This window comes from Mycobacterium palustre (assembly GCF_002101785.1).
In the GTDB taxonomy this organism is placed as follows: domain Bacteria; phylum Actinomycetota; class Actinomycetes; order Mycobacteriales; family Mycobacteriaceae; genus Mycobacterium; species Mycobacterium palustre.
On record NZ_LQPJ01000121.1, the window covers coordinates 92,564 to 117,525 of the forward strand.

The following is a 24,962-nucleotide window of genomic DNA, read 5'->3' on the forward strand; positions in this document are numbered from 1 at the left end:
ATCGCCGAACGCGCGGCGGCCGGTCCGGTCCGGGTGCGCGGTGACCTCGGGGCGCCCTCGCGCTGGCTGTGGCTCGTCAAGTGGTGCGTGCTGGCCGTGCCGCACTACCCGATCTTGATACTCCTTTACCTGATCTATCCGCTGCTGACGGTCGTCGCCGCGGTGGCGATCCTGGTGACCGGGCGCTATCCGCGGCCCATCTTCGACTTCAACGTCGGCGTGCTGCGCTGGTCGTGGCGGGTGATGAACTACCGATTCCCGATGAACAGCACCGACAGGTACCCGCCGTTCGCGCTGGGACCCCGGCCCGACTATCCGGGCGATCTGGCGGTCGACTATCCCGAGCGGCTCGCCAGGTGGACGGTGCTGGTGAAGTGGTGGCTGCTGGGGCTGCCGCACATAGTGCTGTGCTGGGCGATGGAGCCGCTGCTGCAGGTGCTGTGCGTGATCTCCGCGGTGTGGTTGCTGTGCACCGGCAGCATCAACCGCGGCATGTTCGACCTCCTGATGGGAATCGTTCGGTGGCGTTATCGGGTGGCCGTGTATGTATCGTTGATGAGTGACGAATACCCGCCGTTCCGACTGGATCTAGGTAGCAGCTGACGCGCGAAAACCCGTTATTCCCTTACGTATACCGGTTCGGTCAGCCCGTCTTCGACCGGTTGTTCTACAACCGCTATCGCCGCGAGGCCCTCGGACATGCCACCGGCCGGCTGCTGATGCTGGGCCTGGGGCCGGGGACCGACCTGAAGTTCGTTCCGCCGGCGGTGACGTCGGTCGCCGCCGTCGAACCGGTGGCCGCCTTCCGGCGGATGGCGTCGCACCTAGCCGAGCGCCACGGTGTCGCCGCGGACATCGTCGACGGGACGGGCGAGTCAATCCCGTTCCCCGACAACAGTTTCGATTCGGTCCACATCGGGTTGGTGCTGTGCTCGGTCGACGACGTGGCGGCGACCCTCGGCGAGATCCGGCGCGTGCTGGTTCCCGGCGGCAGGCTCGTCGTGCTCGAACATGTCCGCGGGGAAGGCGCGACGGGCCGGCTGCAGGACCTGGTCGCAAAGCCGTGGTCCTGGCTGGCGTCCGGTTGCCACCCGAACCGACGAACCGTCGACGCCATCGCCGCGGCGGGCTTCGACACCACGGGGCTGCGCAGCGTCCGGACCCCGGTGCCGTTCCCCTGCAAGCCGCACCTGCAGGGCGTCGCCATCGCCGGCGATATATTGTGACGTAAATCACATTGAACCGTTTGGCGGCCGGTCTCGTGTCGTGGACACGGGGCACGTCGTCGGTTCCGATGCCGCCGGCGTGATCGTCGCGGGCCGCCGAGAAATGGACTGTGGTGATGAACTATTCGGTGTTGGCGCCGGAAATCAATTCGGCGCGGATGTTCTCCGGTGCGGGTGCGGCCCCGATGCTGACCGCCGCCACGGCGTGGGACCGGCTGGCCTCGGAGTTGGGGTCGGCCGCGTCGTCGTTCGCGTCGGTCACGTCGGGCCTGACGGATGGGGCCTGGCAGGGCCCCGCGTCGGCGGCGATGTCGGCCGCGGCGGCTCCCTACGCCCAGTGGCTCAGCGAGGCGGCGACCCAGGCGATGGGGGCGGCCGGGCAGGCCCGCGCGGTGGCCGGAGCGTTCGAGGCCGCGCAGGCGGCGACGGTGCATCCGTTGCTGGTCGCCGCGAACCGGAACGGTTTCGTGCAGCTGGTGATGTCGAATGTGTTCGGGCAGAACGCGCCCGCGATCGCCGCGGCCGAGGCCGAATACGAGCAGATGTGGGCCCAAGATGTGGCCGCCATGGCCGGCTACCACTCCGGGGCCTCGGCCGCCGCCGCGCAGCTGCCGCCATGGCAGCAGTCGCTCAATGGCCTGGCCACCCGGCTCGCCGCCGCGCTGGGCCTGCCTCCGGTCACCAACCCGGTGCCCGGCGACCCGGACCTCATGAGCCAAACCACGAACTTCGGCGGCCTGTTCTCGACGACGTCGCTCGCCGACCCCGACGACAACAACTTCGTCGCGACCAACATCGTGAGCCCGCTCTTCACCGCGTCGGCGACCTCCGGCTTCGAGCCGACCCTGGGGCTGGGGGCCCCAGGCCAGACGACCCTTACCTTCCGAAGCCCGGTGGCGCCGTTCCTCAACAGCACCCTCGCCCTTCCCGTCACCGATCCGCTGGCCCCGCTGTTCACCGCGCTGCTGCCGCTGGGCTTCTGATCGCGTCAGGGGTCACTCGACGCTGAGGGCCTCGATGATGTTCAGGCGCGCCGCGCGGCGCGCGGGCGGCACGGAGCCGAGCAGGCTGATCGCCAGCGCTCCGACGGTGAAGACCAGCGCCATCGGGCTGGGCCGGAACGTGACCTGGAAGTTCATCATGTCCCCGCTCACCAGGCTGAACAGCCACTGGTCCGTCAGCCCGAAGGCCAGGCCCAGCGCGCCGCCGATCACACCGATGCCCGCCGCCTCGGCCAGCACCATCCGCAACGTGAACCGGCGGCTGGAACCCATCGCCCGCAGCACGCCGATCTCCCGGCGCCGCTCGAGCACGGACAGCGTCAGCGTGTTGAGCAGCGCCACCGCCGCCACGAACACGACGATGATCCAGACCGCGTCGGCGATGAACATGCTTTGGTGCATCGGCGCCTCCAGCCCGGCCAGCTTGGCGCGACCGTCGTAGACGTAGGTCGGCGCCGGCACCGCCGCCCGCACGTCGGCCAGCAACCGGTGCGGATCGACGCCCGGCGCGGCGGCGAGCTCGAGCGTGGTGGCCAGCGGACGGTCGTACCACGCACGCAGCTGGTCGAGGCCCATCCCCACTGTGCCGATGACCGTCGAGAAATACGGCACCAGCGCCAGGACGGTCGCCTGCCGCACGCCGTGGGGCGTTTGCATCCGCAACTGCTCGCCGACCCGGACGCGCAGCGTCTTGCCCAGGTTCTGCGACAGCACCACGCCCCGGCCGGCGATCACTTCGTCGCGCACGCGGTCGTCGAGCGCACGGAACAGCGGATCGGCGGTACCGGCGGAAAACCCGTCGAGCATGACGCGGGTGCCGCCCACTTCGGCGAACCCGGCGGCGCCCGCGGTGACGCGCCGGACCCCCGGCAGCGCGGCCAGCTTGTCGGAAAGCCCTTGCGGCAGAGCGTCAGTCGGGTAGCTGTCCGGCGGATTCGCGCTCACCCACACCGGCACCTCGGCGGCCGGGGCGAAGATGCGCCGCGCCGAGGAGATCATGTCGGTGTTGGTTCCGGTGATGGTGACGGTGGTGACCACCGCGATGAGCACCGTCATCACCGTCGCCCACACCCGGCGCGGCGCCCGCTCGATGGTCGCCGCGGCGAGCGCCCCGACGGAACCGAACAGTCTTGCCGTCGCGGCCGTGGCCTTGACGATGGGCACGGTGAGCGCGAAGCCGAGCGCTATCTCGGCGGAGAACACCGCCGCCATCGCGACGAAGGCCACCACGCCCCGCTGCCGCAACACCAGCGCGACCGCGGCCGCGAGAACGACGACGGCGGCGATCCCGCACGTGACCCGCAGCCAGCGCGGCACCCGATCCGCCGCCGAAACCCCCACGGGGGCAAGGGCCTCGATCGGCGCGACCTTATACACCTGGCGCGCGGCCATCGCCGAGGCGACCACGCTGGTGAACGCGGTCGCCGCGACGGCCACCGGTATGGCGTAGCCGGGCAGCCAGTACTCGATGCGGGCCTCCAGCCCTTGCGTCATCGCCGGCGGCAACCGCCCGATGGCGATGCGGCCCAACAGGATTCCAAGACCCGCGCCGATGGCCCCGCCGAGGACGCCGAGGACCGCGGCCTCGGCGAGCAGGTCGAGGACGATCGTGGTGCGCCGGCCGCCGATGGCGCGCAGCAACGAGATGACCGGCCGGCGCTGGGTGATCGCCATCGTCATGGTGGTGTAGATCAGGAACGCGCCGACCATCAGCGCGACCATGGCGCCCATCAGCGCCATGTAGTTCATCAGCTTCACGCCGTCACCGGCCCGGGTCGCCCGCATGCTGGGCTCGGCGACGATCGCCCGGCCGTTCACCGCGGCGGTGACCGCGGCGCGCACCTGGGCCACGTCCGCGCCGGGTTTGGTGGTGATCAGGATCGAGTCGAGCTGGCCCCGCCGCCCGGTGGCGTTCTGCGCCAAGGCAAGTGGGGCCAGGACGTAGTGGCCGCCGTTGAGCGCGGCGACCTGTTTGCCGGTGAGCACCTCGCCGACGGTGACCGTCGCGGAGCCGAGTTGGAATGTCTCGCCCTTGGCGTGGCCGACGCCCGGCCCGACGCGCACGGCGTTCGGCGCGCCGGGTGGTCCGGACGGGGCCGCCGGTTGCCCCGCGGCGCCGTTTTGCATTCCATTTTTGTTCAAGGCGTCCTTCAGGGCGCCGCCCAGCGCGGCGAGGCGGTCGTCGGCGCCGAACAGCAGGACCGGCGCCGACGACGTGGCCGCCGACGTCCGGATCATCGGTGCGGCGGTGGCGACCCCCGGTACGGCGGCCACGTCGGCGGTGATGGTGTCGGGGAATCCGGCATCGGTGATGCCCGACACCTCGAGGGAGGCGATGCCCGCGACGCCGTCGGCGAGTCGGTTCACCGATCCGGTGATCGACCCGAATATGCCGAACACCGCGACCAGATACATCGCCGAGACCGCCATGACGGCGATCGAGGCGATCGTGCGCCGGCCGTGCACGGCGAGCTCACGCAGGCTGAACAGGCGCAGCCGGCTGGCCGCGGCCCCGATCGCGGAGCCGGGTCTCACACCAGGACCCGCGCCGGCGCGTCGGAGCCGATCCGGCCGTCTTGCAGCGTGACGACCCGGTCGGTCGCTTCGGCGGCCGCGGCGTTGTGGGTGACCATCACGACCAGCCGGCCGCGGCCCGGTTCGTGGGCCACCTCGGAAAGCAGCGCCAGGATCGACGAGCCCGTCGCGGAATCGAGGTTCCCGGTTGGTTCGTCGGCGAGGATCAGCGGCGGGTCCATCATCAGCGCCCGCGCCACGGCGACCCGCTGCATCTGTCCGCCGGACAGCTCGGCGGGTCGGTGTTCGGTCCGGTTGCCGAGCCCAACCCGCTCCAGCAGCCGGATCGCGTCCGGCTTGACCTTGCCCAGCCGGACGCCGTCGAGCAGCTTGGGCACCGCGACGTTCTCCCACGCCGACAGCGTCGGCAACAGGTTGAAGAACTGGAAGATGAAGCCCACGCGATGGTGGCGGAACGCCGACTGCTGCTCGTCGCTGAGGCGGCCGATCTCGTCGCCGTCGAATTCGATGGAGCCCGAGTCGGGGGAGTCCAGCGCGCCGAGCAGATGCAGCAGCGTGCTTTTGCCCGCGCCGGAGGGGCCGACGATCGCCAGGAACTGCCCGCCCTCGAGCCGCAGGCTGATCCCGTCGAGGGCTCGCACGGATTGACCCCCGATGCGGTATTCGCGCACCACGTCGCGAAGTTCGATGGTCAAGAGTTTGTGCTTGGCGGCACTGCAGGTCTCGACGCGTCCGAACATGACCCTCCCGCCCGTCAGCACTCCTCGGCGCGGGACCGCCCCCCGCCGGTCGCCGCTACCGGGATAACGAGGGCACGCCGCTCCCGGTTCATCGAGCCGCTTTCGGGGCTGGCCCGTTACGCTTTTCCCCTGGACCGCAGGAGGGCGCTTGACCATGCAACCGAACCCGCTCGACCCAGTCGCCAGCGAACGGCTCTCGCATGCCGGCAAGGTATTCACATCCGATCTGTCCATCAACGAGTTCGCTTTGCTGCACGGCGCCGGATTCGAGCCGATCGAGCTGGTGATGGGCGTGTCGGTCTATCATGTGGGCTACCAGTTCACCGGCATCCGGCAGCAATCCGAGCTGCCCGTGCTCACCGACGCGACGTATCGGGCGCGCTGGAACGCGATGTCACGGATGCAGGCCGAGGCCGATGCGCTGGGCGCCGACGGGGTGGTCGGCGTCCGCCTGGAGTGGCGTCATCAAGGGGAGGGCGAGCACCTCGAGTTCATCGCGGTCGGCACCGCGGTGCGCTACACCCCCAAGCCGGGGGCGTATCGGCGCCCCAACGGGCAGGCGTTCACCAGCCACCTGTCCGGCCAGGACCTCACCACGCTGCTGCGGTCCGGCTACGCGCCGGTCGCGTTCGTGATGGGAAACTGCGTGTTTCACGTTGCGGTGCAAGGGTTCATGGCGATGCTCAAGCAGGCGGGTCGCAACACCGAGATGCCGCAATGGACCCAGGGCAGCTACCAGGCTCGCGAGTTGGCGATGTCGCGCATGCAAAGCGAAGCCGAGCGAGACGGCGGAAACGGCGTCGTCGGTGTGCATTTCGCCATCTCCAACTATGCGTGGGGACACCACACGGTGGAGTTCTACGTGGCGGGCACGGCCGTGCGTCGCGGCGGCGAACCGCAGACCCTGACGCCGTCGTTCGTCTTGTCGATGAACGATTGATGACCGGGTTCGACCACGAGCGCGTCAGCCGGGCCGTCGGGTCGGCCCTCGCGGGGCACGGCGGAGTCGGGTTGGTGGTCAAGGTCTTTGGCGCCGTACCGGGGGTGATCGTCGTCCCGGCGCGGCGGGGTTTCTTCCGCTCGCAGCCGGAGCGGATCCAGATCGGTGACTGGCGGTACGAGGTTGCGCCCGACGGCCGGCTGAGCGCGGCGCACGTGGTCAACGGGATCGTGCTCGCCCAGGAGGTCCTCGCCGCTGGGGCCGTCGGCCCGCACATCGCCCGGGCGCTGGGGCAGCTGGTGAGCGGCTACGGCCCGACGATCGTTCCCAACATCGAGGCGGCGCTTGAGGTTCTCGAGACCGGCGCCTGACGCCGCTCGCCGGCGCCGGGCGGTCAAAGGCTTAGAGGCAAAGCTTAGAGGCACGGCTCAGAGGCGGCCCGCGGCGAAGTCGGCGGCCTGGTCGACCATCCCGGCCTCGACGTACTGCCGGTGCGCGGCCGGGAATCCCGAGCCGGAGCACACCGGATCGTTGGGAACGCACAACTCGAGCGTCTTGGCCGCGTACTGCGGGCCGATCGTGATCGGCGGCTCGTTGACGATGCTCATGAACTGCGTCGAGGGGGTGCCGAACAGGGTGACCGCGGCGACGTGGTTGGCGACCTCCGGCGGCATCGGCTGGGGTGGCTCGGCCAGGTTCGCCCCGTCGGGCACCTTATTGGCCGTGACGAAGCCCATCACCGCCGCGCCCTGGGAATAGCCGCCGAGGACCATCTTGGTCCGGGGGCAGCCGGCCGCCATGGACTCGACATGATGCCCGGCGTCCGTGATGCCGTCGATCGCGGTGGGGAAATTGATGGAGGCCGGGTAGTTCACCGGGTATACGCCGAGCGACTTGCCGCCGACGCGCGAGCGCAGGCTGTCGACGAAGTCCTGGCCGATCCTGCCGACGCCCGGCGGTTCGTTGGTGCCCCGGGCGAACACCACCTCGACGTCGGGGCACGGCTCGGCCGCCGCGGAAGGAACGGGCGCGATCAGTAACGCCCAAAATGGCGCTACGGCAGCACAAATGAGCCTGGCGAGGGGAGACGACTGCACGCTCGGCATTTTGGCACAGACCGATAGCCGCTGCTCGGCGAGCCGCGGCCGGTCCGGCGCCGGCCGGTTGGGCTTTGCGCCCCGCACGACGCCCGATTGTCGCAGGTCAGCGCGTCGCGTGGGCGGGCTTCAAGCGTCGCGGGCGCGTGCCTCATCCCGCGGTGACGTGTGACCAAGTCGGTCGCCGGCTGCTGCGCGCCGGTCGGTCAGCAAGCTTGCGAGGCGCGCAGGACGAGGGCGACCGCTTCGTCGAGCTGGCCGGCGATGTCGTCGTAGTTGACGAACCGCGCCGTCATCAGCGCACCGGAGAACATCATCTGCAAGGTCGATTTCACCGCCCGCGGCCACCCGGGGCCCAGGGCGGCCGCGATGCGCCGGGACACCTCCTCGCCGATCTGCTCGCGCAGCGGCGTGACCGCCGGGTCGTCGGCCATCAGCGCGGCGCCGCAGGCGACGGTCAGCTCCGGTTCGTCGGCCACCGCCAGGGCCATGTCGCGCAACGTGGCGCTAACGCGGAACTTGGTGGGCTCGTCGACGTCGGTGTGCAGCGGAAGATCCCGCAGGAAGCGCAGGTAAACCGCGGCCACCAGCGCGCTCTTCGAGGGGAAGTAGGTGTAGGCGCTCGCGGGGGAAACGCCGGCGCGGGTCGCGACCGCCCGCATCGTCAGGTTGGCGTACGACGACTCCCGAAGTTCTTGCAGTCCGGCGTCGAGCACCTTGCGAATGGTCTGGGCCGGCCGGCGATCCGACCGGCGAGCGGTGTCGGCGGGGGAAACCGCTTTTCTAGACACCGGTCCAGTGTAGAAACGTGGCGAACGGCCAACAATTCCGTGAACGGGTAACAGAAATGAACGGGTAAGAGAAAGAGGTGGGCGCCGGTGGCCGCGGAGGACAGGCGTCGCTGGGACGAGCGATACGCCGGTGCTGGAGCGCCGCCGCTGGGCGCGATCGGGCCGCCGGACGTCCTGGCCCGCCACGCGGACGTATTCCCAACGGCGGGACGGGCTCTCGACGTGGCCTGCGGCCCGGGGCTCGCCGCGGTCTGGTTGGCGCGTCGCGGGCTGAAAGTCGTGGGGCTCGATATCTCGCCGGTGGCCGTCGGCCAGGCGCGCGACTTGGCCCGCCGCGCCGGGGTGGGCGATCGCTGCCGCTTCGACGTCGTCGACCTCGACGGCGGGTTGCCCGCGGGGCCGCCGGTCGATGTGATCGTGTGCCACCGATTCCGCGACCGCCGCCTCGACCCGGCGATGATCGAGCGGCTCGCGCCCGGCGGGCTGTTGGCGATCGCCGCCCTCAGCGAGGTGGGGGCGGCGCCGGGACCGTTCCGCGCGGCGCCCGGCGAGCTGCCCGCCGCGTTCGGCGAACTCCGCCTGGTGGCCGCCGGCGAAGGCGACGGCTGCGCGTGGCTGCTGGCGCGGCGCTGAGCGGGCGCGGGGCGCGTCTTCGAGCCGGCGTCCAGATCACGAATTCGCGCCGAAATCGCGCGCCCAGCGCAGGCTCGAAACCCGGTCCCGAAAACCCGGTCCCGAAAGGTAATGTCACGCAGATGGAGCGGCGCGTGCTCGAAGCGATCATCTATGAACGCGAACCGCCGATTGCGCGGATCATCCTCAACCGGGTGGACAAGGCCAACACCAAGGACGCCGTGTTGGTCACCGAGGTCGACAATTGTCTGCACGAGGCCGACCGCGACAGCGAGATCAAGGTCGTCATCCTCAAGGCCAACGGCAAGGGCTTCTGCGGCGGGCACGTTGCCCGCTGGGGCCCGGACGAGAACCCCTACCCGGACTTCGGGAACACCTTCGAGGACCTCTACAAGGGAACCGCCGATCTTTTCTTGTGGCCCACGCTGTACCTGTGGGAGTTTCCCAAGCCGACGATTTCGCAGATCCACGGCTATTGCATGGGCGGCGGGATCTACCTGGGCCTGCTGACCGATTTCTGCGTGGCGTCCGAAGACGCGTATTTCCAGATGCCGCTTGCCCAAAGCCTCGGCGAGCCCGGCGGGCACACCATGATCGAGCCGTGGTTGATGATGAACTGGCACCGCACCATGGACTGGCTGCTGCTGGCGCCGACGCTGTCCGCGCAGCAGGCTCTCGACTGGGGGCTGCTCAATCGCGTTGTGCCGCGGGAGGATTTGGAGGACACCGTCGAGGAGATGGCGCGCAAGATCTCCCAAATCCCGTTGACCACGCTGATGGCGGTGAAGAACAACGTCAAGCGGGCGTGGGAGTTGATGGGGATGCGGGTGCACCTCCAGGTCAGCCACATCCTGACCAACATGGTGGGCGCCGCCTCCGACGTCCAGGCGCGGCGCGCCGAACTCATGCAGTCGGGGATGAAGCCCCGCGACTTCGTCGGCCGCGACGAGACTCCTTAGCGCGAGCGGGATTTAGCGGGTCTTCTCGCCGGCGATTCGCCGGCCGGCCGCGTGCCGCGCCGCGACGTACCCGAACACCATCGAGCTGGCGATGCTTGCGCCGGCGCCCGGATAGGTGCGGCCCATGACCGTCGCGGTGGTGTTGCCGGTGGCGTACAGGCCCCCGATCACCCGGTCCTGCTCGTCGAGGACCTGCGCGTGCTCGTTGGTGACCACGCCGCCGCACGTCCCGACGTCGGCCGGGAAGACGCGGGTCGCGTAGTAGGGCGCGCGGTCCAGCGGGCCGACCGCGGCGTTGGGCCGATAGCCGGGATCGCCGAGGCAGTCGTTGTAGGCCGACTGCCCACGCCCGAAGTCGGGGTCGAGGCCCTTGGCGGCGAACCGGTTGAACCGGCCGATCGTGCGCGCCAATTCGTCAGGGGGAAGATCGATTTGGCGGGCCAGGTCGACGATGTCCGCGCCGCGCTTGACGGCGCCGCTCTCGATGAGCTCCGGGGGCAGGTCGGTGCCGCGCTTGAACGGGTTGGTGCTGGTGACGTAGCGGCGCACGTACCCGTCGTCGAAGATCATCCAGCAAGGCACCGCCTTGTTGGCGTACATCGCCTTGCCGACCTCGACGTAGGAGTTCGACTCGTTGCAGAACCGGCGCCCGGTGGCGTCGACGTAGATGGCGCCGGGCCGCTGCCGGCCCGAGCCGAGCGACGCGGCGGCGGCGCCTCCGTTGGCGATGAAAACCGAAGGCAGCCACCAGGCCTCGTCGAGCAGGTCCGTCTTCGCGCCCAGCCTCATCGCGGCCTGCAGCACTTCGCCGGTGTCCCCGGCGTTGGCGATCGACCATTGCCCCTCGTTGGGTTGGTCGCCGCTGTACTGGCGGCGCATGTCCTTGTTGTGGGCGAATCCGCCGGCGGCCAGCAGGACCCCCTTGCGCGCCTCGACGTTCACCGGCACCCCGTCGCGCACGATCCGCGCGCCGACGACGCGGCCGTCCTCGACCACGAGGTCGTCCATCGCGGCGTTCGTCCACAGCGGCGGCTGGCCGTCGCTGAGCTCGATCAAGGCCTTGAGCATCTGACCGATCAGCGACGCGCCGTTGGTCAGGACCTGGCGGCGGCGCGCCCGCGCGGCGGCGGTGCGCGCGAACACCCGCGCCGCCACCGCGAACGCGCGCGGCGAGCGGTTGTAGTACTGCACCGAGCGCAGCTCGTTGGTCAGGACGACGAATCCGTAGTTCTTGGCCAGCGGCGGTTGCACCTTGTCGCGCCAGCCGCCCAGCTCGGCCGCGTCGAACGGGACGCCCTCGATCGCGCGGCCGGCCTCGTTGCCGCCCTTGTGGTTGGGGTAGTAGTCGCTCCAGCCGGCGCAACGGACCAGCCGGACGCCCTTGCGCACAAGGAAATTGACCATCTCATAGCCCGCGGTGAGGAACATCTCGCGGCGCGCGGGGGAGGACGGCGCGCCGATGTCACCGACCACGTCGGCCAGGTAGGCCAGGCCGTCCTCGTGCGTGTCGGCGACGCCGTCGGCCCGCATCAGCGGGTTGTTCGGCATCCAGACGATGCCGCCCGAAAGCCCCGTCGACCCGCCGACCAGCGCCTGCTTTTCGACGATCAACGGCTCGAGCCCGCAGTCGAGCGCGGCGAGCCCCGCCACCATGCCCCCGCCGCCGCTGCCCGCGATCAGCAGGTCGACCGAGCGGTCCCAGTCGGTGCTCATCGTGACCCGGTGCCGACGCTCGAGGTGAATCCGAGGTCGACCATCGGCACGTCGATGGTCGTGTTGGTCTTCTGGATGGCGGGCAGCAGCGTTTCGTAGGGCAGCCCGGCGAGGAAGCCGTCGATGACCCGTTCGAAGTTGGAGATCAGCCCTTCGATTCGGCTGGACAGTCGCATGTACTCGAATCCCTTGGAGTGCAGGCCCTTTTGCTGCCTGGGCAGGTTGGAGAAGTCCTGGGCCGGGATGGGCGGCCAGCGCGGGTCGTCGGGCGCCATGGGCTCCGGTGGCGTGGGCTTGCCGGTGAGCTGGTCCGGCGGGATGCGGGTGAGTGACCAGATTTCGAACAACGTCTCCTCCGGGCCGAGCGGGCGGATCCGGTACGACGAGGCGCTGCTGTACTGGGGCAGCAGAAAGTAGTGCGGGAACGCGAAATTGATGGCCTCGGTGATGCCGCGGCGTTCCAGCTCGTTGAGGTCGGGCATGTCGCAGCCCCGGGCCCGATGCCAGCTGACGACGGCGTCGTTCACGGTGCGGCGCCAGGTGGCCATCGCCTCGGCCGGGTCGGCCGGCAGCTCCATGGTCTGCAGCCCCTCGGCGATGCGGATGTCGTTCTCGTGGGTCATGCCCGCCATGCCCTCGCCGAGGGTGCGCATGAAGTGAAGGTTCGTCTGCGCCAGCCCCGGCGCCTTGGACGACGTGCCGGGCATCGACGACGGCAGCAGCTGCGGGTGCGTCTGCGGGACGTGGTAGCCCTCCATGAAGGCGGCCGTGGCCAGCTTCCAATTCACCGGCAGCAGGCAGGATTGCCACCACTCCACGCGCAGCGACTCCACCTTCCACGCGTCGTAGATGGAGGCGAACGGCTCGAAGCAATCCCGCAATGGCGGCGCGTCGTCGTCGAGGTTGATCCACGCGCAGCCGCCCCACAGCTCGCACCGGACCGGAACCAACCGAAGGTCGTCGGGGTCCAGGTTGTGGTCGTCGAATTCCTCGGGGCGCGCCACGTTGGTGTTGCGCCCGTCGATGGCCCAGCACCAGCCGTGGAAGGGGCAGACGAAAGTGCGCCGATTTCCGTTGCCTTGCACCAGCTTTACACCGCGATGCCGGCAGGCGTTGTGGTAGGCGCGCACGTTTTCGGCGTCCAGGCGCACGACGATGATGGACTCGTCGAGGATCTCGTATTCGACGTAGTCGCCGGTTCTGGGGATTTCCTCGAGCCGGCACGCCATCTGCCACACCCGGGGCCAAAGCATCTCGCACTCCAGGGCGTAGAACTCGGGGTCGTAGTAGCGCTGCTTGGGGATCCGATCGGGGGTACGGACCGCCCACGGCACCGGCAGCGGTGTCCAATTAACTTCCGTGGTTCCCATGAGTTCCCCTTACCTTCACACGATCCGGGATGCCCGCCCCGCCCAGTAGCGCTCCCGAAGGCGCCGCTTGTAGAGCTTTCCGTTAGGGTCGCGGGGCAACTCGGGGGAGAATTCGACTGTGCGCGGGCACTTGTAGCCGGCGAGGTGGGCCCGGCAGTAGGCGATGAGCTCGGCTTCCAAACCCGGGCCCGGCTCGACGCCGGCTACCGGTTGCACGACCGCCTTGACCTCCTCGCCGAACTCGTCGTTGGGGACGCCGAACACCGCCGCGTCCACCAGCTTGGGGTGCATCACCAGCAGGTTCTCCACCTCCTGCGGGTAGATGTTCACCCCGCCCGAAACGATCATGAACGTCGAACGGTCGGTGAGGTAGAGGTATCCGTCCTCGTCGACGTACCCCATGTCGCCCAACGACCGCCAGCCCCGGTCGTTGAAGACCGACGCCGTCTTGGCCGGGTCCTTGAAATACTCGAAATCGGGCCCGCCCTCGAAGAACAACTCCCCGGCCTCGCCCACCGGAAGCTCGACGCCGTCGTCGCCGACCACATGGACGGGGCTCAGCGGCCTGCCCACCGACCCGGGGTGGGCCAGCCACTCCTCGGGCCCGATCGTGGTGCCCGCGAAACCCTCGGTGCCGCCGTAGTATTCGTGGATGATGGGGCCGAACCATTCCATCATCCGGCGCTTGACGTCCACCGGGCACGGGGCGGCGGCGTGGATGACGCACTCGAGGCTGGAGACGTCGTAGGCGCGCCGCACCGCTTCGGGCAGCTTGAGCATCCGCACGAACATCGTCGGGACGAACTGGGCGTGGGTGACGCGGTAGGTCTCGATCAACCGCAGCACGGCCTCGGCGTCGAACCTGCGCATCAGGATCGCCGCGGCGCCCACGCGGTGCACCGCCATCGTGTAGTTCACCCCGGCCGCGTGGTACAACGGCGCGGGGGAGAGGTACACGCTGCTCGCGTCCATCCCGTACTTGTGCGTCAGCGCCATTTCGAGGACCGCCTGGGCCCAGGACCCGTTGCCGTCGCCGGGGAGCGGCCGGCGAACCGCCTTGGGCCGCCCGGTCGTTCCCGACGAATAGAGCATCTCCGACCCGTCCGAGCGCGGCGGCGGGTCTCCCGCCGCCGCCAGGGCGTCCTCATAGGACCGCCAGCCCGGCGGGGGGCCGCCAACCGAAAGATGGGCGACCACCGCCGCATTGGCGTCCCGGATGTGCGCGGCCAGCTCGGACATCGAGGCGTCGACGAACACCGCCTTGGCGTCGGAGTCGTCGATGACGTAGGCGACCTCGTCGGGCGTGAAGTGGGTGTTGACGGCGGTGTAGTAGAGGCCGGAAAGCTGGCAGCCCCAGGTGATTTCGAAGAACTCGGGCCGGTTCGGCAGCACCAGCGCCACGCCGTCGCCCCGCCGCAACCCGGCGCCGTGCAGCACGGCCGCCACCCGCTGGCTCCGGGTGAACAGCTCGCCGTACGAGACGACCCGGTCGTCGGCGATGATGGCCGGCGACTGTGCGGCCGCGCTCGCGTGGTCGGCGATGTTCACCGGGGCCCTAGGGCGTTGCGGCGCCGTCGGTCGACGCGGCCGCGGCGGCCTGGCGCCGGGCCTGCTCGGACGGCAGCACCTTGTCCTTGAACACCGTCTGGATCAGCTGCTGCACGTCCTTGCTGATCGACGCGAGCGCGACGAGGTCGTTGGAGCTTTGCCAATGCACCCGCATGCCCATCAGCTCCCACGCCCGCTTGAGGTTGGCCTTGGTGGCCAGCAGGGTCGTCATCGGGGCCTGGGCGATGTGGCGGGCGATGGCCTCGACGCGGTCGCCCAGCTGCTCGCGCGGCACCACCTCGTTGACCAGGCCCACCTCGAGCGCCTTCTTGGCGTCGATCACCTCGGCCAGGTACAGGTAGTACGCCGCCCGCCGCCAGTTCATGAAAACCCAAGGCTCGATGGAGCATTCACCGGACGGCATGCCGAATCCCTGCAGCGGGGGGTAGGAGAAGTAGGCGTCCTCGGAGGCGATGACGATGTCGGTGGTGAGCCCGTAGTGGGTGCCGCCGCCGACGCAGTAGCCGTGCACCTGGGCGATGGTCGGCTTGGAGAACTCCCACAGGTTCAGCACCGGCTTGACGAACAGGTCGGTCTGCGGCTTCCACGGTGTACCCATGACTTTCGCGCCCTCGACGAAGGCCGGGTAGTCGACCGCGTTGTTGCCGATGGCGTGCCCGGAGCAGAAGCCCTTGCCGTTGGCCTTGAGGATCAGCACCTTGATGTCGTAGTCGCGGTCGGCGTCGGCCAGCGCGGCGTCGACCTCTTCGGCCAGCTTCTGGTCCTGGGCGTTGGCCTTCTCGGGCCAGTTGAGCGTGACGCGCGCGATCGGGCCCTCCTTTTCGTAGATGATCCTCTCGCGGGTCTCGTTGAGGTCCATGTGGCATGCCTTTCTGGTTTATGAAGTGATTACGCCGATTTGGGCGCCGATGTCGTAGGTGGTCCCGACCTGACCGGTCCAGTGCACGGTGCCCGACGCCCCCGCTTCGATTTCCTGTTCCGCCTTCTCGGTGGCGATCACGTAGATCGGCGTGCCGGCCTCGACGTGCTCGCCGGCGTCGACGAGGATGTCGGTGAGTTCGGCCTCGGAGACGGCCACCGACACCCGCGGGATGCGGATGATGAAGTCACCCATGCACTTTGGCCCTCTCCAAGGTGCGCCGGGCCGCGTCGACGATGCGTTCCGGGGACGGGTAGACCCGCGCCTCGAGTGCGGCGGCGGCCGGGTTGGGGACGAACCGGGCGCCGACCCGTTCGACGGGGGCGGCCAGCTCGCCGAACAGCTCGGACTGCAGGATGGCCGCGACCTCGGCCCCGGGCCCGGCGAACTGGACGGCGTCGTGCACGATCACGACGCGCCTGGTGCGCCGGGCTGATTCGACGACGGTCTCGACGTCGAGCGGCACCAGGGTGCGCAGGTCGACGACCTCGGCGCTGACGCCGCCCTCGGCGAGCGTCGCCGCCGCCGCCAGCGCGTCGTGGACACTGCGGCCATAGCCGATGATTGTCACGTCGGTGCCCGGGCGCTTGATGTCGGCCTGTCCCAACGGGATTGAAAACCCGGGTGCGACCGGGACGGGACCCTTCTTGCCCTGCAGCCGGATCGTTTCGACGAACAGGCAGGGGTCCTCGTCGAAGATCGCCGCCGTCAGCAGCCCTTTGCCGTCGCGCGGGGTGGACGGCACGATCACCTTCATGCCCGGGATGTGCATGAACCAGGCTTCCAGGCTCTGGGAGTGCGTGGCGCCGGTGGCCAGCCCGCCGTAGACCTGGGTGCGCACGGTGATCGGCGCCGAGGTCCGCCCGGCGGTCATGAACCGCAGCTTGGCGGCGTTGTTGATCAACTGGTCGGCGGCGATGCCGATGAAGTCCATGATCATGATCTCGGCCACCGGCAGCATCCCGTCGATCGCGGCGCCGATCGCCGCCCCCAGGATGGCGGCCTCCGAGATCGGCGTGTCCAGCACGCGGTCGTGGCCGTGCTTCGTCGACAGCCCCGCCGTCGGCCCGGACGCGCCGGGATCGGCAATGTCCTCGCCCAGCAAGAAGACTCGGTCGTCGGCGCCGAGCGCCTCGTCGAGCGCGAGGTTGAGCGCCTCGCGCATCGTCATCTCCCGTTCTTCCATCGGCCGCGCCCTAGACCGGGTACCTGATCGGGGTTGCGTACACGTCGCGGTCGAGCTCGTCGATGGACGGCGACCCCGCGCCCGTGACCGCCGCGAGGGCGTCCTCCACCGTGGCCAGCGCCTGGGTGTCGATGCGGTCGAGCTCGTCGGCGCCGCAGACGCCGGCCGCGGCGAGGTGGTCGCGGAACCGCGGCACCGGGTCGGCGGCCATCGCCTCGGCGAGTTGGTCCTCGGGGATGTAGGGCATCCGGTCGCCGAAGTAGTGGCCGCGGAACCGGAAGGTCACGCATTCGACGAGGGTGGGTCCGGCGCCGCCGCGGGCGCGCGCCAGCGCCTCGTCGAGCGCCGCTTTCACCGCCAGCGGGTCGTTGCCGTCGACGCGGACGCCCGGCATGCCGTAGCCGGCCGCCCGCTGCGCCACCCGCTCGAGCTTCATCGTCGCCGACGTGGGCGTCATCTCGGCGAAAAGGTTGTTCTGGCAGACGAACACGAGCGGCAGGTCCCACAGGGCGGCCATGTTGGCGGCCTCGTGGAACGACCCGGTGTTGGTCGCCCCGTCGCCGAAGCTGACGACGGTGACGCGGTCCAGGCCCCGGCGCTTGCCCGCGAGCGCCAGCCCCACCGCGACGGGCGGCCCGGCCCCCACGATCCCGGTGGACAGCATGACGCCCTTGTCGGGGTTGGCGATGTGCATGGTGCCGCCCTTGCCGCGGCCGGCGCCGACGGTGCGGCCCATCATCTCGCCGTAGATCTCCTCGAGCGGCACCCCCTTGCCGATGAGGTCGTGCAGCCCGCGGTAGGTCGTGACCAACTGATCGTCAGGACGCAGCGCCACACCCATCGCGGCGGCGATGGCCTCCTGGCCGCGCGACGGCCAGTACACGCACATGAATTCGCCGGTGCTTATGCCCTTGGAAAGCCGGTCGTCGGCCGCCTTCATCAGCACCATCAACTCGTAGAGGCGACGCTGGACGTCGGGCGTCGGCTCGCTCACGCCCTCACGCCCCCGACCACGGCTTGATCTTGAGGAAGCCGCCACCGTCGACGCGCAGCTGCTGGCCGGTGATGTAGCGCGCCGCGTCGGACGCCAAAAACAGCACGGCCTCGCTGATGTCCTCGGGTTCCACGTAGGGGATCGGCATCGCCTGCACCACCGGGAAGACCGGTTCGGCGTCCGCGCGGGTCGGTTCCTTCAGATCGGGCCGGAAGGCGCGGTACATCGGCGCGCTGTGCAGCATGTCGGTGTTGACATTCGTCGGGTGCACCGCGTTCATCCTGATGGAGAACTTGGCCAACGCCAGGGCGAAGTCGTTGACGTAATGCGCGGCAGCGAGTTTCGCGAACGCGTAACCGGCCCCGCCCGGCCCACCGACCCCACTCTCGGCGCCCGTGGTGTTCATCGACGACATGAACGCCGCGTTCGACCCGATCACGATGATCGACGCGCCGGCCTGTAGGTGCTTGAGGCTGGCGTGCACCAGGTTCAGGACGCCGACCAGGTCGACGTCGACGGCGTCGGCGAACGCCTGCGGCGGCAGCCCCGCGGTGAGCGGGCAGATGCCGGCGTTGGCGACCACGATGTCGAGGTGGCCGAACTCGGCGACCCCGCGGTCGATCGCGGCCGCCAGGGCGACGCGGTCGCGGACGTCGGCGATCGCCGTGAACGCGCGCCGGCCCTCCTTCTCGACCAGCCGCGCCGTCTCGTCGAGATCCTCCGGGCGCGCCAGCGGGTACTCGTTGGTCTCGATATCGGCGCACAGATCCAGCGCGATGATGTCGGCGCCTTCGGCGGCCAGCAGCCGCGCGTGCGAGCGTCCCTGACCGCGCGCGGCCCCGCTGATGACGGCGACCTTGCCCGTTACCCTGCCCATCGACCGTCCCCCGTGCCAGCGGCTACGGCCCCGCCGGTCCGCGGAGGAGTTGGGGCCCAACGTGATTCACGGCGGCACGCGCGGACTGCGGCAGTGGTCGGGATGGGGCCAATGGTCGGCTCCATCGCATGTCTTCCACGGAAAAGTGCGCGTGGCCGCGGCCGGCTATCGATAACCCTTAGGGTAGCTAGAATACCTAAAATAGCAAGGAATGGGTGCCGACCGAGAGGATGGCGATGTCCGGCGCGCGCGAGAACGTCCGTCCAGGCGAGCCGCGAGGCGTCGGTCGAGGAGTCCTTCGAGGGGTCCGGATAGTCGAGCTGGCGTCGTGGACGTACGTGCCGTCGGCCGGCGCCGCCCTTGCCGACTGGGGCGCCGACGTCATCAAGGTGGAGGGCGTGGCCTCGGGGGATCCCGGGCGCGCGCTGGTGGTCGGCGGTTTCACCCGCGAAGCGGCCCGCCCGGACGCCGATTTCATCCTCGAGCTGGGCAACCGCGGCAAGCGCAGCATCGCGATCGACATCAAGTCGGAGGTGGGCCGCGAATTGTTCGGCCGGCTGCTGGCCAGCGCGGACGTGTTCCTGACCAATTGGCTGCCCGGCGCGCTCGAGCGGGCGCGACTCACCGTCGAGGACATCCGCTCGTTCAACCCGAACATCATCATCGCGCGCGGCACCGGGCTCGGGGTCCGCGGCCCGGACCGGGATCGCGGCGGGTTCGACGCCGCCACCTACCTGGCCCGGGGCGGCGTGGCCTACACGCTCACCCCGTTCGGCAGCGAAAACCCGGCCGTGCAGGGTCCCGGCTTCGGCGACCTGCAGGGCGGCGCGACCCTGGCGGGCGGCGTGTGCGCGGCGCTGTTCCACCGGGAACGCACCGGCGAAGCGGCGATCGTGGATTCCTCGCTGCTGGCGCAGGCGATGTGGGCGATCGCGCCGTCGATATCGGCGGCCGACTTTTTCGACATCGACGGCATCCCCGGCGCCCCGCCGGGCCTGGCGATCAACCCGCTCGTCAACAGGTACCAGACCAAGGACGGCAGGTGGATTCAGCTGGTGTTCCTGCAGCCCGACAAATACTGGGCCGGGTTCTGCGAACGGATGGGCCTGGGCGAATTGGCGACCGACGCACGATTCGTCCCGTCGGGCAACCTGATTGCCAACGCCGCGGCCGCGACCGAAATCTTCGCGAAGGCCTTTGCGCGCCATGACCTTGCGCACTGGCAACAGGTGCTCCGGGACGAACCCGGGGTGTGGGCCGCGCTGGCGACGCCGCGCGAGACGCTGAACGACCCGCAGGTCGAGCCCAACGGGTACGTGGTGACAAACGTCGACGACCACGGGGAGAAGTACCGAATCGTCGCCGCGCCGGTTCAATTCGACGAAACGCCGCCGGCCCCCGCGCGGGCCCCGGAGCACGGCCAGCACACCGAGGAAATCCTGCGCGAGCTCGACGTCGACTGGGACGACATCATCAAGGCCAAGGACCTCGGCGCCATCCTGTGATACGCGCGACGACGGGCCGAGCGGCCTTGCGCCGAGCGTGCTTTCATGGCGACTTTTCCGCGGTTTTTCCGCCCTGACGGCACGTTCGGCGTCGCCGGGCGACGGGTGACGGAGTGGGTATCGGGACGGTCACGGGACCATACCGATACCGGCGGTGACCTGGCGCCATCCGGCGCGGCCGCAAATCATTGCTAATGGCGCCTTTTGAGGATCGCGGGCGCGACGATGCGCACCGCAGGAGATTCTCTTCGCTACGGGAGCAGTGGATTTCGTAAGGGCGCAACAGGAGGTATCGACAACCATGATGGCGAACTGGGTTCCAGCCCAGACATCGTACGGCCCCAACTCCGGGCGCATTCTCGACACCGCGCGGGGGATTCTCATCGGGCTTCGCCGATGCCCCTCGCACGAGGAGTTCGACGAATTGCACAACGCCGCGGTGCGTCACCGGGTTCCGGTGTTCGCAATGGCCTGGGCGCTGGTACACCTGGCCGGCGACGGCGAGAAGACACCCAGCTTCACCGACGCGCAGTTGGCGGCCCGCCACGAGTGGGGTTCGCTGTTCGCCCAATCGGGGGCGCGCTGCTGAGCGGCGCATAGGGCTTGGCACGGCCGGGGTCCTTGGGGGGTACCGCGGCCGTCGCCAACCCTTTGTCGAGTTCTGCGGGCGTTGGCTCAGCCCGGCGCGAATTTCTGTGCCGGCGACGGCACGCGCTTACGCCGCCGCACCTCAAATGGAAGGCGGCGCGGGGGCGTGCGGTTGGCCGACCACGACGAACGCCTCGACCACCGTGGCCTGCTCGAAACCCTCGACCTCCACGCGCCACTCGTAGATTCCCGGGTCCAGCGGTATCCCGGCGGGAATGTTGAGGCTGAGCGGCATCCGGACCGAAGTGCCGTGGATCGCGCCCGGCGGGCGCCCGGCCTCCGCCGACAATTCGAACGAGATCCGCTGCGCGCCATGGGTTCCCCGCACCACCACCGGCTCGCCATCGGTGGTCAGCAGTTGACAGGTGAGCCGGTGCTGCTTGTTGGTCTCGTCCCAGTCGATGTCCAGGAATAACACCAAAGCGAAAGGGGGCGTGGGTGTTTGGCACTGCCGCCACCCGAGCCCGAGGGCATGGACCTTGCCGGACTGGGCATCGGCCTGGGCGGCGTCGGCGAGGAACAGGCTGATCTTCATGCGCCGGCCGAAGCTCTTCGAGCCCTCATCGCAAGATCCGAATCCACGACATCCTTCCCGGCCTGCCCACCGTGAGCGTTTCACGGGACCTAGGTGGCGGAGCGGGGTGAACGCGGTGCACCGCGTCGTGCGCTTCGCCGACCGCCACCATAACCCAGCGGGCCGGCGGCCGGATCACCAGAGGCGTGGGGCTTAGGCGCCGTTGCTCTTCGGGGGCGTGCCGTCCTCGGTCTGGGTGAGTTTTTCGGGGCAGTACGCCGACGCCGCGATCGCCGCGAACTTCGCGGCGCCCTGGCCCTGGAATCCCGGGTTGCGCTCCTGGAGGTTCTTCACGATTTCCTCGCCGGTCATCCCGCCGTCGGCCAGGCTGCAGACCTGTTTGCCGGCCGTGACCGCGCGGTCGGCGTTCATGTAGGTCAGCCCCGCCTGGCTCAGGGCGGTGAGGAAGGCCTGGTCCTTGGCGTCGGGGTCGGCGTAGGCCGGCGCGGCGGCGCCGACCACCACGGCGGCGCTTGCCAGCAGCAGTACGAGTCTCATAGTTCCGTGATTGTCGCAAAGGGCCGCTAAGCACGCATCCCTTGCGAGCCAACGGGAATTTAACAAGGGCTTGCCGCCCGATGAAGTCCAATGACCCTGTGCGCGAAGGTGGCCCGCGGCTTACTCCGCCGGCGGCAGCTGGCGCGGCCCGTCGCGCCCTGTCAGCTCGGGCTTGCGGTCGCGCTCCGGCGAACCCAGCGACAGGCGACCGGCGTCGCTGGCGTCCAGCGGCCGCGCCGGCGGGTGCGGCTCGCGGCCGCCGAACTCGGGTGCCGGGAAATGGTGCGAACCGTGGCCGGTCTCGGCGCGCGAGGATGCGATCCATGCCGGGGCGGCGGGGTCGCCGGGGGCTTGGGGGTGCGCGGCGGCGGCGCCGCTCTCGGAGTCGACGCGCACCTTGCGGGTGCGCTTGAACGCAAAAGTGATCTCTTCGACCTCCTCGAACACCTGCCGCGCGGTGCGCAGCGGCTGAGTCGTGTTGTCGATCACCCGGGCGACGAATGGCGGCACCAGCGGGCGGATCCAGCGCGCCGCCGCCTTGGTCGCGTCCGGGATCGAGGGAATCAACGGCGCCGCCCGCTCGTCCCGCGGTTCCACCTCGTCATCCGGCGCCGGGGCGATCGCGCGGCTGGCCGCCTCCGCCTCGGCGGCGATCGGCAGATACACCGCTTCCGCCTGGGCGGCCTCTCCCACGGCTTCCCCTGGGGGCTCGAAGCCACGTTCCGACGGCGCCGCGACCGGGGCCTCCAGCGCCTCGGCGACGCGGCGGCGCTGCCGTTCGCGGTCGATCTCGGCCTGGGCCTCGATGGCGAGCCGGGCCTGCGTGAGTTGATGCTCGGCCCACATGATCTCGGCCTCGCGGCGCACCTCGGCGCGCTTGATCGCGATCGCGGTCTCGGCCTCCACCTCGGCGCGTTCGCGCTCGGCGCGCGCCGCCGCATGCCGATCGTGGGTCGTCTCGCCGCGCCACAGCCGCAAAATCAGCGGCAGCAGGTACAGCAGCGCGAAAAACGCGATCGTCAGCAGCCGCAGCGCCCTGGCCCCGGGGCTGGCTTCGGGGCCGGCGAACGTGACGTCGTTCATGGCGACCCACCGCGCGCCCAGGCTGCGACCGGCGTTGGCGACGACGTCGTGGCGCGCCTGCGCGAGGGCCTGCTGCTCGCGCGAAATCCTGGCGTCCAGCTCGGGCGCCTGACGGTCCCGGGCCGCCAGCGCGTTGTCCAGCTCGCGCTGCGCGTCGGCGAGAAGCTCGTCGGCCGTCCGTGTCTCGGGTCCGGTGCCGGGCACGCCGGTGATCCGGGTCTGAGGGCACGGCGGCGTCGGGTGGTATTCGCACCGTGCGACGACCAAGGCCTGGTCCTGGCGCGCGCGGGCCCGTTCGACGGCGCCGTCGAGCGCGGCGCGCGCACCCTCGCTTTGTTGCAGCGACTCCGACGCCTGCGCGACGGCGGGGGCCGAGTCGGCGTTGCGCAGGGCTCGTTCGTCGAGCCGGTGGTCGATCGCGCTGGAGAACACGACGAGCGCCGCGAGCTCGCCGACCACCACGCCGAGCGCCGCCGCGACGGCGGCGCGTCCGACGGTGCCCGCCCGGCCCCCCTCCGGGCCGGCGGCGGTCCCGCGAAGCACCGCGCCGACCAAAAGCCCGAAAACGAGCGTCGCCGCCACGACGGCGGCCGGTGACCAGCGCGCCGACTGGCCGAGCGCCAGGGCGGCGACCGGCCAGGCGAGGGCGGCGCCCAACAGCACGACGGTCCCGGCTACGGCGTGGTTGGACCGCTCGTGGCGCTCTCCGAGTTCGCGCCGATGTCCGCCGCCCAGCCAGGTGAGTAGTCCCTCGACGCGGGACCCGAACGAGCGCGGCTCAGAAAAATCCTGGGCGCACATCAGCTCCAAACACCTCCAAGTCACTCCAGCCTCCCAGGCCGGCGGTCGACACACCGAATCGAAGCGCCCCGCGTGTGGCGCGGTTCACAGGGCGCGGGCGGGTGCGGATCACATCCTCGTGATACCCATCGGTTTTGCTTTGCGTCGGTTCGCGTTGCGAGGGGCAACGGGCACATCCGCCGCGGAAATGCTGCGACGCGAGCGGATCAACGACCGTTCCGGCAGGGGACGTGAGACGGTATAAGCCTATGCAAAATCTGAGTTATGTCACCTACGAAGAGTTTGGCCGCAGATTCTTCGAGGTCGCAGTCACCCCCGAGCGTGTCGCCGCCGCCTTCGCCGACATCGCGGGCAATGAGTTTGCCATGGAGCCGATCGCCCAGGGCCCCGGCGGGATCGCCAAAGTCAGTGCCAACGTCAAGATTCACGAGCCGAAGGTCACCCGGCGCCTCGGGGACCCCATCACGTTCGTCATCCACATTCCGTTGTCGATCGATCTGCTGCTGGACCTGCGGCTGGACAAGCAGCGCTTCGTCGTCTCCGGGGACGTCGCGCTGCGCGCCACCGCGCGGGCGGCCGAACCGCTCCTGCTGATCGTCGACGTCGCCAAACCGCGCCCGTCCGACATCACCGTCAACGTGTCGTCGAGGTCCTTCCGCGGTGAGGTGCTGCGCATCCTGGCCGGCGTCGACGGGGAGATCCGCCGGTTCGTCGCGGCGTACGTGGCCGAGGAGATCGACGCACCGCAGGCTCAAGCCGCGCAGGTCATCGATGTCGCCCAACAGCTCGAGGAGGCGTGGCCCTAGGTCCCGGTTTACCGCTGCGCCCGGCCCGGGTATGCGGGGAAAGATGTTCGTCGGGGAGGAGCGAAAAGTTGGCACGAGTAGACGTTTCGGTGGCGTCGAAGGTGGACCCCGGGACCGCGTGGAAGCTGGCGTCCGACCTGCGCCGGTTCGACGAGTGGATGACCATCTTCGGCGGCTGGCGCGGACCCGTCCCGGAGACGATCGAGGAGGGCACCTGCGTCTCGTCGTGCGTCAAGGTCAAGGGTTTTCGCAACGTCGTCCACTGGAAGGTCGCCTGCTACGACAAGCCGAAAGCGATTGAGCTGCAAGGCCGGGGGCGGGGCGGTATCCGCATCGGGGTGGCGATGAACATCACCGACAACCATCCCGGGTCGACCTTTCACCTCACCGCCGACCTGAGCGGCGGGCTGCTCAGCGGGCCCGTAGGAGGGCTGGTTGCCAGGGTCCTGCGCAACGACATCCGCAAATCGGTGAACAACCTGGCGGCACTGCAGTAA

Annotated in this window: 25 protein-coding genes and 1 pseudogene; 11 read left to right on the forward strand and 15 right to left on the reverse strand. The window is 69.7% G+C overall.

The window, feature by feature from the left end:
- Positions 1-33 precede the first annotated feature (33 nt).
- The 3 genes and pseudogenes from AWC19_RS19925 to AWC19_RS30780 form a co-directional block, all read left to right on the forward strand.
- The gene (locus AWC19_RS19925) at positions 34-603 is read left to right on the forward strand and encodes a DUF4389 domain-containing protein (protein WP_085079761.1); all 570 of its coding nucleotides are present in this window, start codon (positions 34-36) and stop codon (positions 601-603) included.
- Positions 600-1,226 (forward strand): class I SAM-dependent methyltransferase, encoded by a 627-nt coding sequence (locus AWC19_RS19930; RefSeq protein WP_085079713.1) that lies wholly within the window; start codon positions 600-602, stop codon positions 1,224-1,226. Before AWC19_RS19925 ends, AWC19_RS19930 begins: the two co-directional genes overlap by 4 nt.
- A 116-nt stretch (positions 1,227-1,342) precedes the next feature.
- Positions 1,343-1,862 (forward strand): annotated as a pseudogene (locus AWC19_RS30780) (PPE family protein); the annotation flags it as partial.
- A 359-nt stretch (positions 1,863-2,221) separates the two neighbouring features.
- Here AWC19_RS30780 and AWC19_RS19940 read toward each other — a convergent pair.
- Both AWC19_RS19940 and AWC19_RS19945 read right to left on the reverse strand, forming a co-directional pair.
- Positions 2,222-4,762, reverse strand: a complete 2,541-nt coding sequence (locus AWC19_RS19940) for an ABC transporter permease (RefSeq protein WP_085079715.1) — start codon at positions 4,760-4,762, stop codon at positions 2,222-2,224.
- The gene (locus AWC19_RS19945) at positions 4,759-5,457 is read right to left on the reverse strand and encodes an ABC transporter ATP-binding protein (protein WP_085079762.1); all 699 of its coding nucleotides are present in this window, start codon (positions 5,455-5,457) and stop codon (positions 4,759-4,761) included. The genes AWC19_RS19940 and AWC19_RS19945 overlap by 4 nt, the downstream gene beginning before the upstream one ends.
- Positions 5,458-5,656: 199 nt before the next feature.
- Between AWC19_RS19945 and AWC19_RS19950 the strand changes: the two genes are divergently transcribed.
- Both AWC19_RS19950 and AWC19_RS19955 read left to right on the forward strand, forming a co-directional pair.
- Positions 5,657-6,442: a heavy metal-binding domain-containing protein gene (locus tag AWC19_RS19950; protein ID WP_085079716.1), complete on the forward strand. Its 786-nt coding sequence runs from the start codon at positions 5,657-5,659 to the stop codon at positions 6,440-6,442.
- On the forward strand, positions 6,442-6,813 hold the full coding sequence (locus tag AWC19_RS19955; RefSeq protein WP_085079717.1) for a DUF5073 family protein: 372 nt from the start codon (positions 6,442-6,444) through the stop codon (positions 6,811-6,813). Before AWC19_RS19950 ends, AWC19_RS19955 begins: the two co-directional genes overlap by 1 nt.
- A gap of 57 nt (positions 6,814-6,870) precedes the next feature.
- On the opposite strand, the gene AWC19_RS19960 is transcribed toward AWC19_RS19955, so the two are convergent.
- Positions 6,871-7,548: a cutinase family protein gene (locus AWC19_RS19960; RefSeq protein ID WP_085079763.1), complete on the reverse strand. Its 678-nt coding sequence runs from the start codon at positions 7,546-7,548 to the stop codon at positions 6,871-6,873.
- Between the two features lie 197 nt (positions 7,549-7,745).
- Positions 7,746-8,330 carry a TetR/AcrR family transcriptional regulator gene (locus AWC19_RS19965; protein ID WP_085079718.1) on the reverse strand — a complete coding sequence of 195 codons (585 nt, stop codon included), beginning with the start codon at positions 8,328-8,330 and terminating at the stop codon, positions 7,746-7,748.
- Between the two features lie 87 nt (positions 8,331-8,417).
- On the opposite strand from AWC19_RS19965, the gene AWC19_RS19970 reads away from it, so the two are divergent.
- Together AWC19_RS19970 and AWC19_RS19975 are read left to right on the forward strand one after the other, a co-directional pair.
- A complete protein-coding gene (locus tag AWC19_RS19970; protein WP_085079719.1) occupies positions 8,418-8,963 on the forward strand; it encodes an SAM-dependent methyltransferase in 546 nt (181 codons plus the stop codon).
- A gap of 122 nt (positions 8,964-9,085) precedes the next feature.
- Positions 9,086-9,922, forward strand: coding sequence for an enoyl-CoA hydratase-related protein (locus AWC19_RS19975; protein ID WP_085079720.1), 837 nt, complete (start codon positions 9,086-9,088; stop codon positions 9,920-9,922).
- A gap of 12 nt (positions 9,923-9,934) precedes the next feature.
- Here the strand turns inward: AWC19_RS19975 and AWC19_RS19980 are convergent, their stop codons facing one another.
- Genes AWC19_RS19980 through AWC19_RS20015 form a run of 8 tightly spaced genes read right to left on the reverse strand, consistent with a single transcriptional unit; the run spans position 9,935 to position 18,550 of the window.
- Positions 9,935-11,635, reverse strand: a complete 1,701-nt coding sequence (locus AWC19_RS19980; RefSeq protein ID WP_085079721.1) for an FAD-binding protein — start codon at positions 11,633-11,635, stop codon at positions 9,935-9,937.
- A complete protein-coding gene (locus AWC19_RS19985; RefSeq protein ID WP_085079722.1) occupies positions 11,632-13,005 on the reverse strand; it encodes an aromatic ring-hydroxylating oxygenase subunit alpha in 1,374 nt (457 codons plus the stop codon). The genes AWC19_RS19980 and AWC19_RS19985 overlap by 4 nt, the downstream gene beginning before the upstream one ends.
- A 15-nt stretch (positions 13,006-13,020) precedes the next feature.
- On the reverse strand, positions 13,021-14,553 hold the full coding sequence (locus AWC19_RS19990; protein ID WP_085079723.1) for an acyl-CoA synthetase: 1,533 nt from the start codon (positions 14,551-14,553) through the stop codon (positions 13,021-13,023).
- Positions 14,554-14,560: 7 nt separating this feature from the next.
- The gene (locus AWC19_RS19995) at positions 14,561-15,433 is read right to left on the reverse strand and encodes an enoyl-CoA hydratase-related protein (protein WP_085079724.1); all 873 of its coding nucleotides are present in this window, start codon (positions 15,431-15,433) and stop codon (positions 14,561-14,563) included.
- A gap of 18 nt (positions 15,434-15,451) precedes the next feature.
- Entirely contained in the window at positions 15,452-15,688 is a 237-nt protein-coding gene (locus AWC19_RS20000) for a lipoyl domain-containing protein (RefSeq protein ID WP_085079725.1), read from the reverse strand.
- Entirely contained in the window at positions 15,681-16,679 is a 999-nt protein-coding gene (locus AWC19_RS20005; RefSeq protein WP_085079726.1) for an alpha-ketoacid dehydrogenase subunit beta, read from the reverse strand. The genes AWC19_RS20000 and AWC19_RS20005 overlap by 8 nt, the downstream gene beginning before the upstream one ends.
- Positions 16,680-16,689: 10 nt before the next feature.
- Positions 16,690-17,628: a thiamine pyrophosphate-dependent dehydrogenase E1 component subunit alpha gene (locus AWC19_RS20010; RefSeq protein WP_085079764.1), complete on the reverse strand. Its 939-nt coding sequence runs from the start codon at positions 17,626-17,628 to the stop codon at positions 16,690-16,692.
- 49 nt (positions 17,629-17,677) lie between these two features.
- On the reverse strand, positions 17,678-18,550 hold the full coding sequence (locus AWC19_RS20015) for a mycofactocin-coupled SDR family oxidoreductase (RefSeq protein ID WP_085079727.1): 873 nt from the start codon (positions 18,548-18,550) through the stop codon (positions 17,678-17,680).
- 236 nt (positions 18,551-18,786) lie between these two features.
- Here AWC19_RS20015 and AWC19_RS20020 point away from each other — a divergent pair, with 236 nt between their 5' ends.
- Positions 18,787-20,055 (forward strand): CaiB/BaiF CoA transferase family protein, encoded by a 1,269-nt coding sequence (locus AWC19_RS20020; RefSeq protein WP_085079765.1) that lies wholly within the window; start codon positions 18,787-18,789, stop codon positions 20,053-20,055.
- 301 nt (positions 20,056-20,356) lie between these two features.
- Positions 20,357-20,644 carry an ANTAR domain-containing protein gene (locus AWC19_RS20025; RefSeq protein WP_085079728.1) on the forward strand — a complete coding sequence of 96 codons (288 nt, stop codon included), beginning with the start codon at positions 20,357-20,359 and terminating at the stop codon, positions 20,642-20,644.
- 141 nt (positions 20,645-20,785) lie between these two features.
- On the opposite strand, the gene AWC19_RS20030 is transcribed toward AWC19_RS20025, so the two are convergent.
- From AWC19_RS20030 to AWC19_RS20040, 3 genes are all read right to left on the reverse strand, one after another.
- Positions 20,786-21,238, reverse strand: a complete 453-nt coding sequence (locus tag AWC19_RS20030; RefSeq protein ID WP_085079729.1) for a DUF6941 family protein — start codon at positions 21,236-21,238, stop codon at positions 20,786-20,788.
- A gap of 192 nt (positions 21,239-21,430) precedes the next feature.
- Positions 21,431-21,775, reverse strand: coding sequence for a DUF732 domain-containing protein (locus AWC19_RS20035; RefSeq protein WP_085079730.1), 345 nt, complete (start codon positions 21,773-21,775; stop codon positions 21,431-21,433).
- A gap of 120 nt (positions 21,776-21,895) precedes the next feature.
- Complete coding sequence (locus tag AWC19_RS20040) at positions 21,896-23,659, reverse strand: DUF4407 domain-containing protein (protein WP_085079766.1); 1,764 nt, start codon at positions 23,657-23,659, stop codon at positions 21,896-21,898.
- A 248-nt stretch (positions 23,660-23,907) separates the two neighbouring features.
- On the opposite strand from AWC19_RS20040, the gene AWC19_RS20045 reads away from it, so the two are divergent.
- Both AWC19_RS20045 and AWC19_RS20050 read left to right on the forward strand, forming a co-directional pair.
- Complete coding sequence (locus AWC19_RS20045; protein ID WP_085079731.1) at positions 23,908-24,465, forward strand: hypothetical protein; 558 nt, start codon at positions 23,908-23,910, stop codon at positions 24,463-24,465.
- 68 nt (positions 24,466-24,533) lie between these two features.
- Complete coding sequence (locus AWC19_RS20050; protein ID WP_085079732.1) at positions 24,534-24,962, forward strand: type II toxin-antitoxin system Rv0910 family toxin; 429 nt, start codon at positions 24,534-24,536, stop codon at positions 24,960-24,962.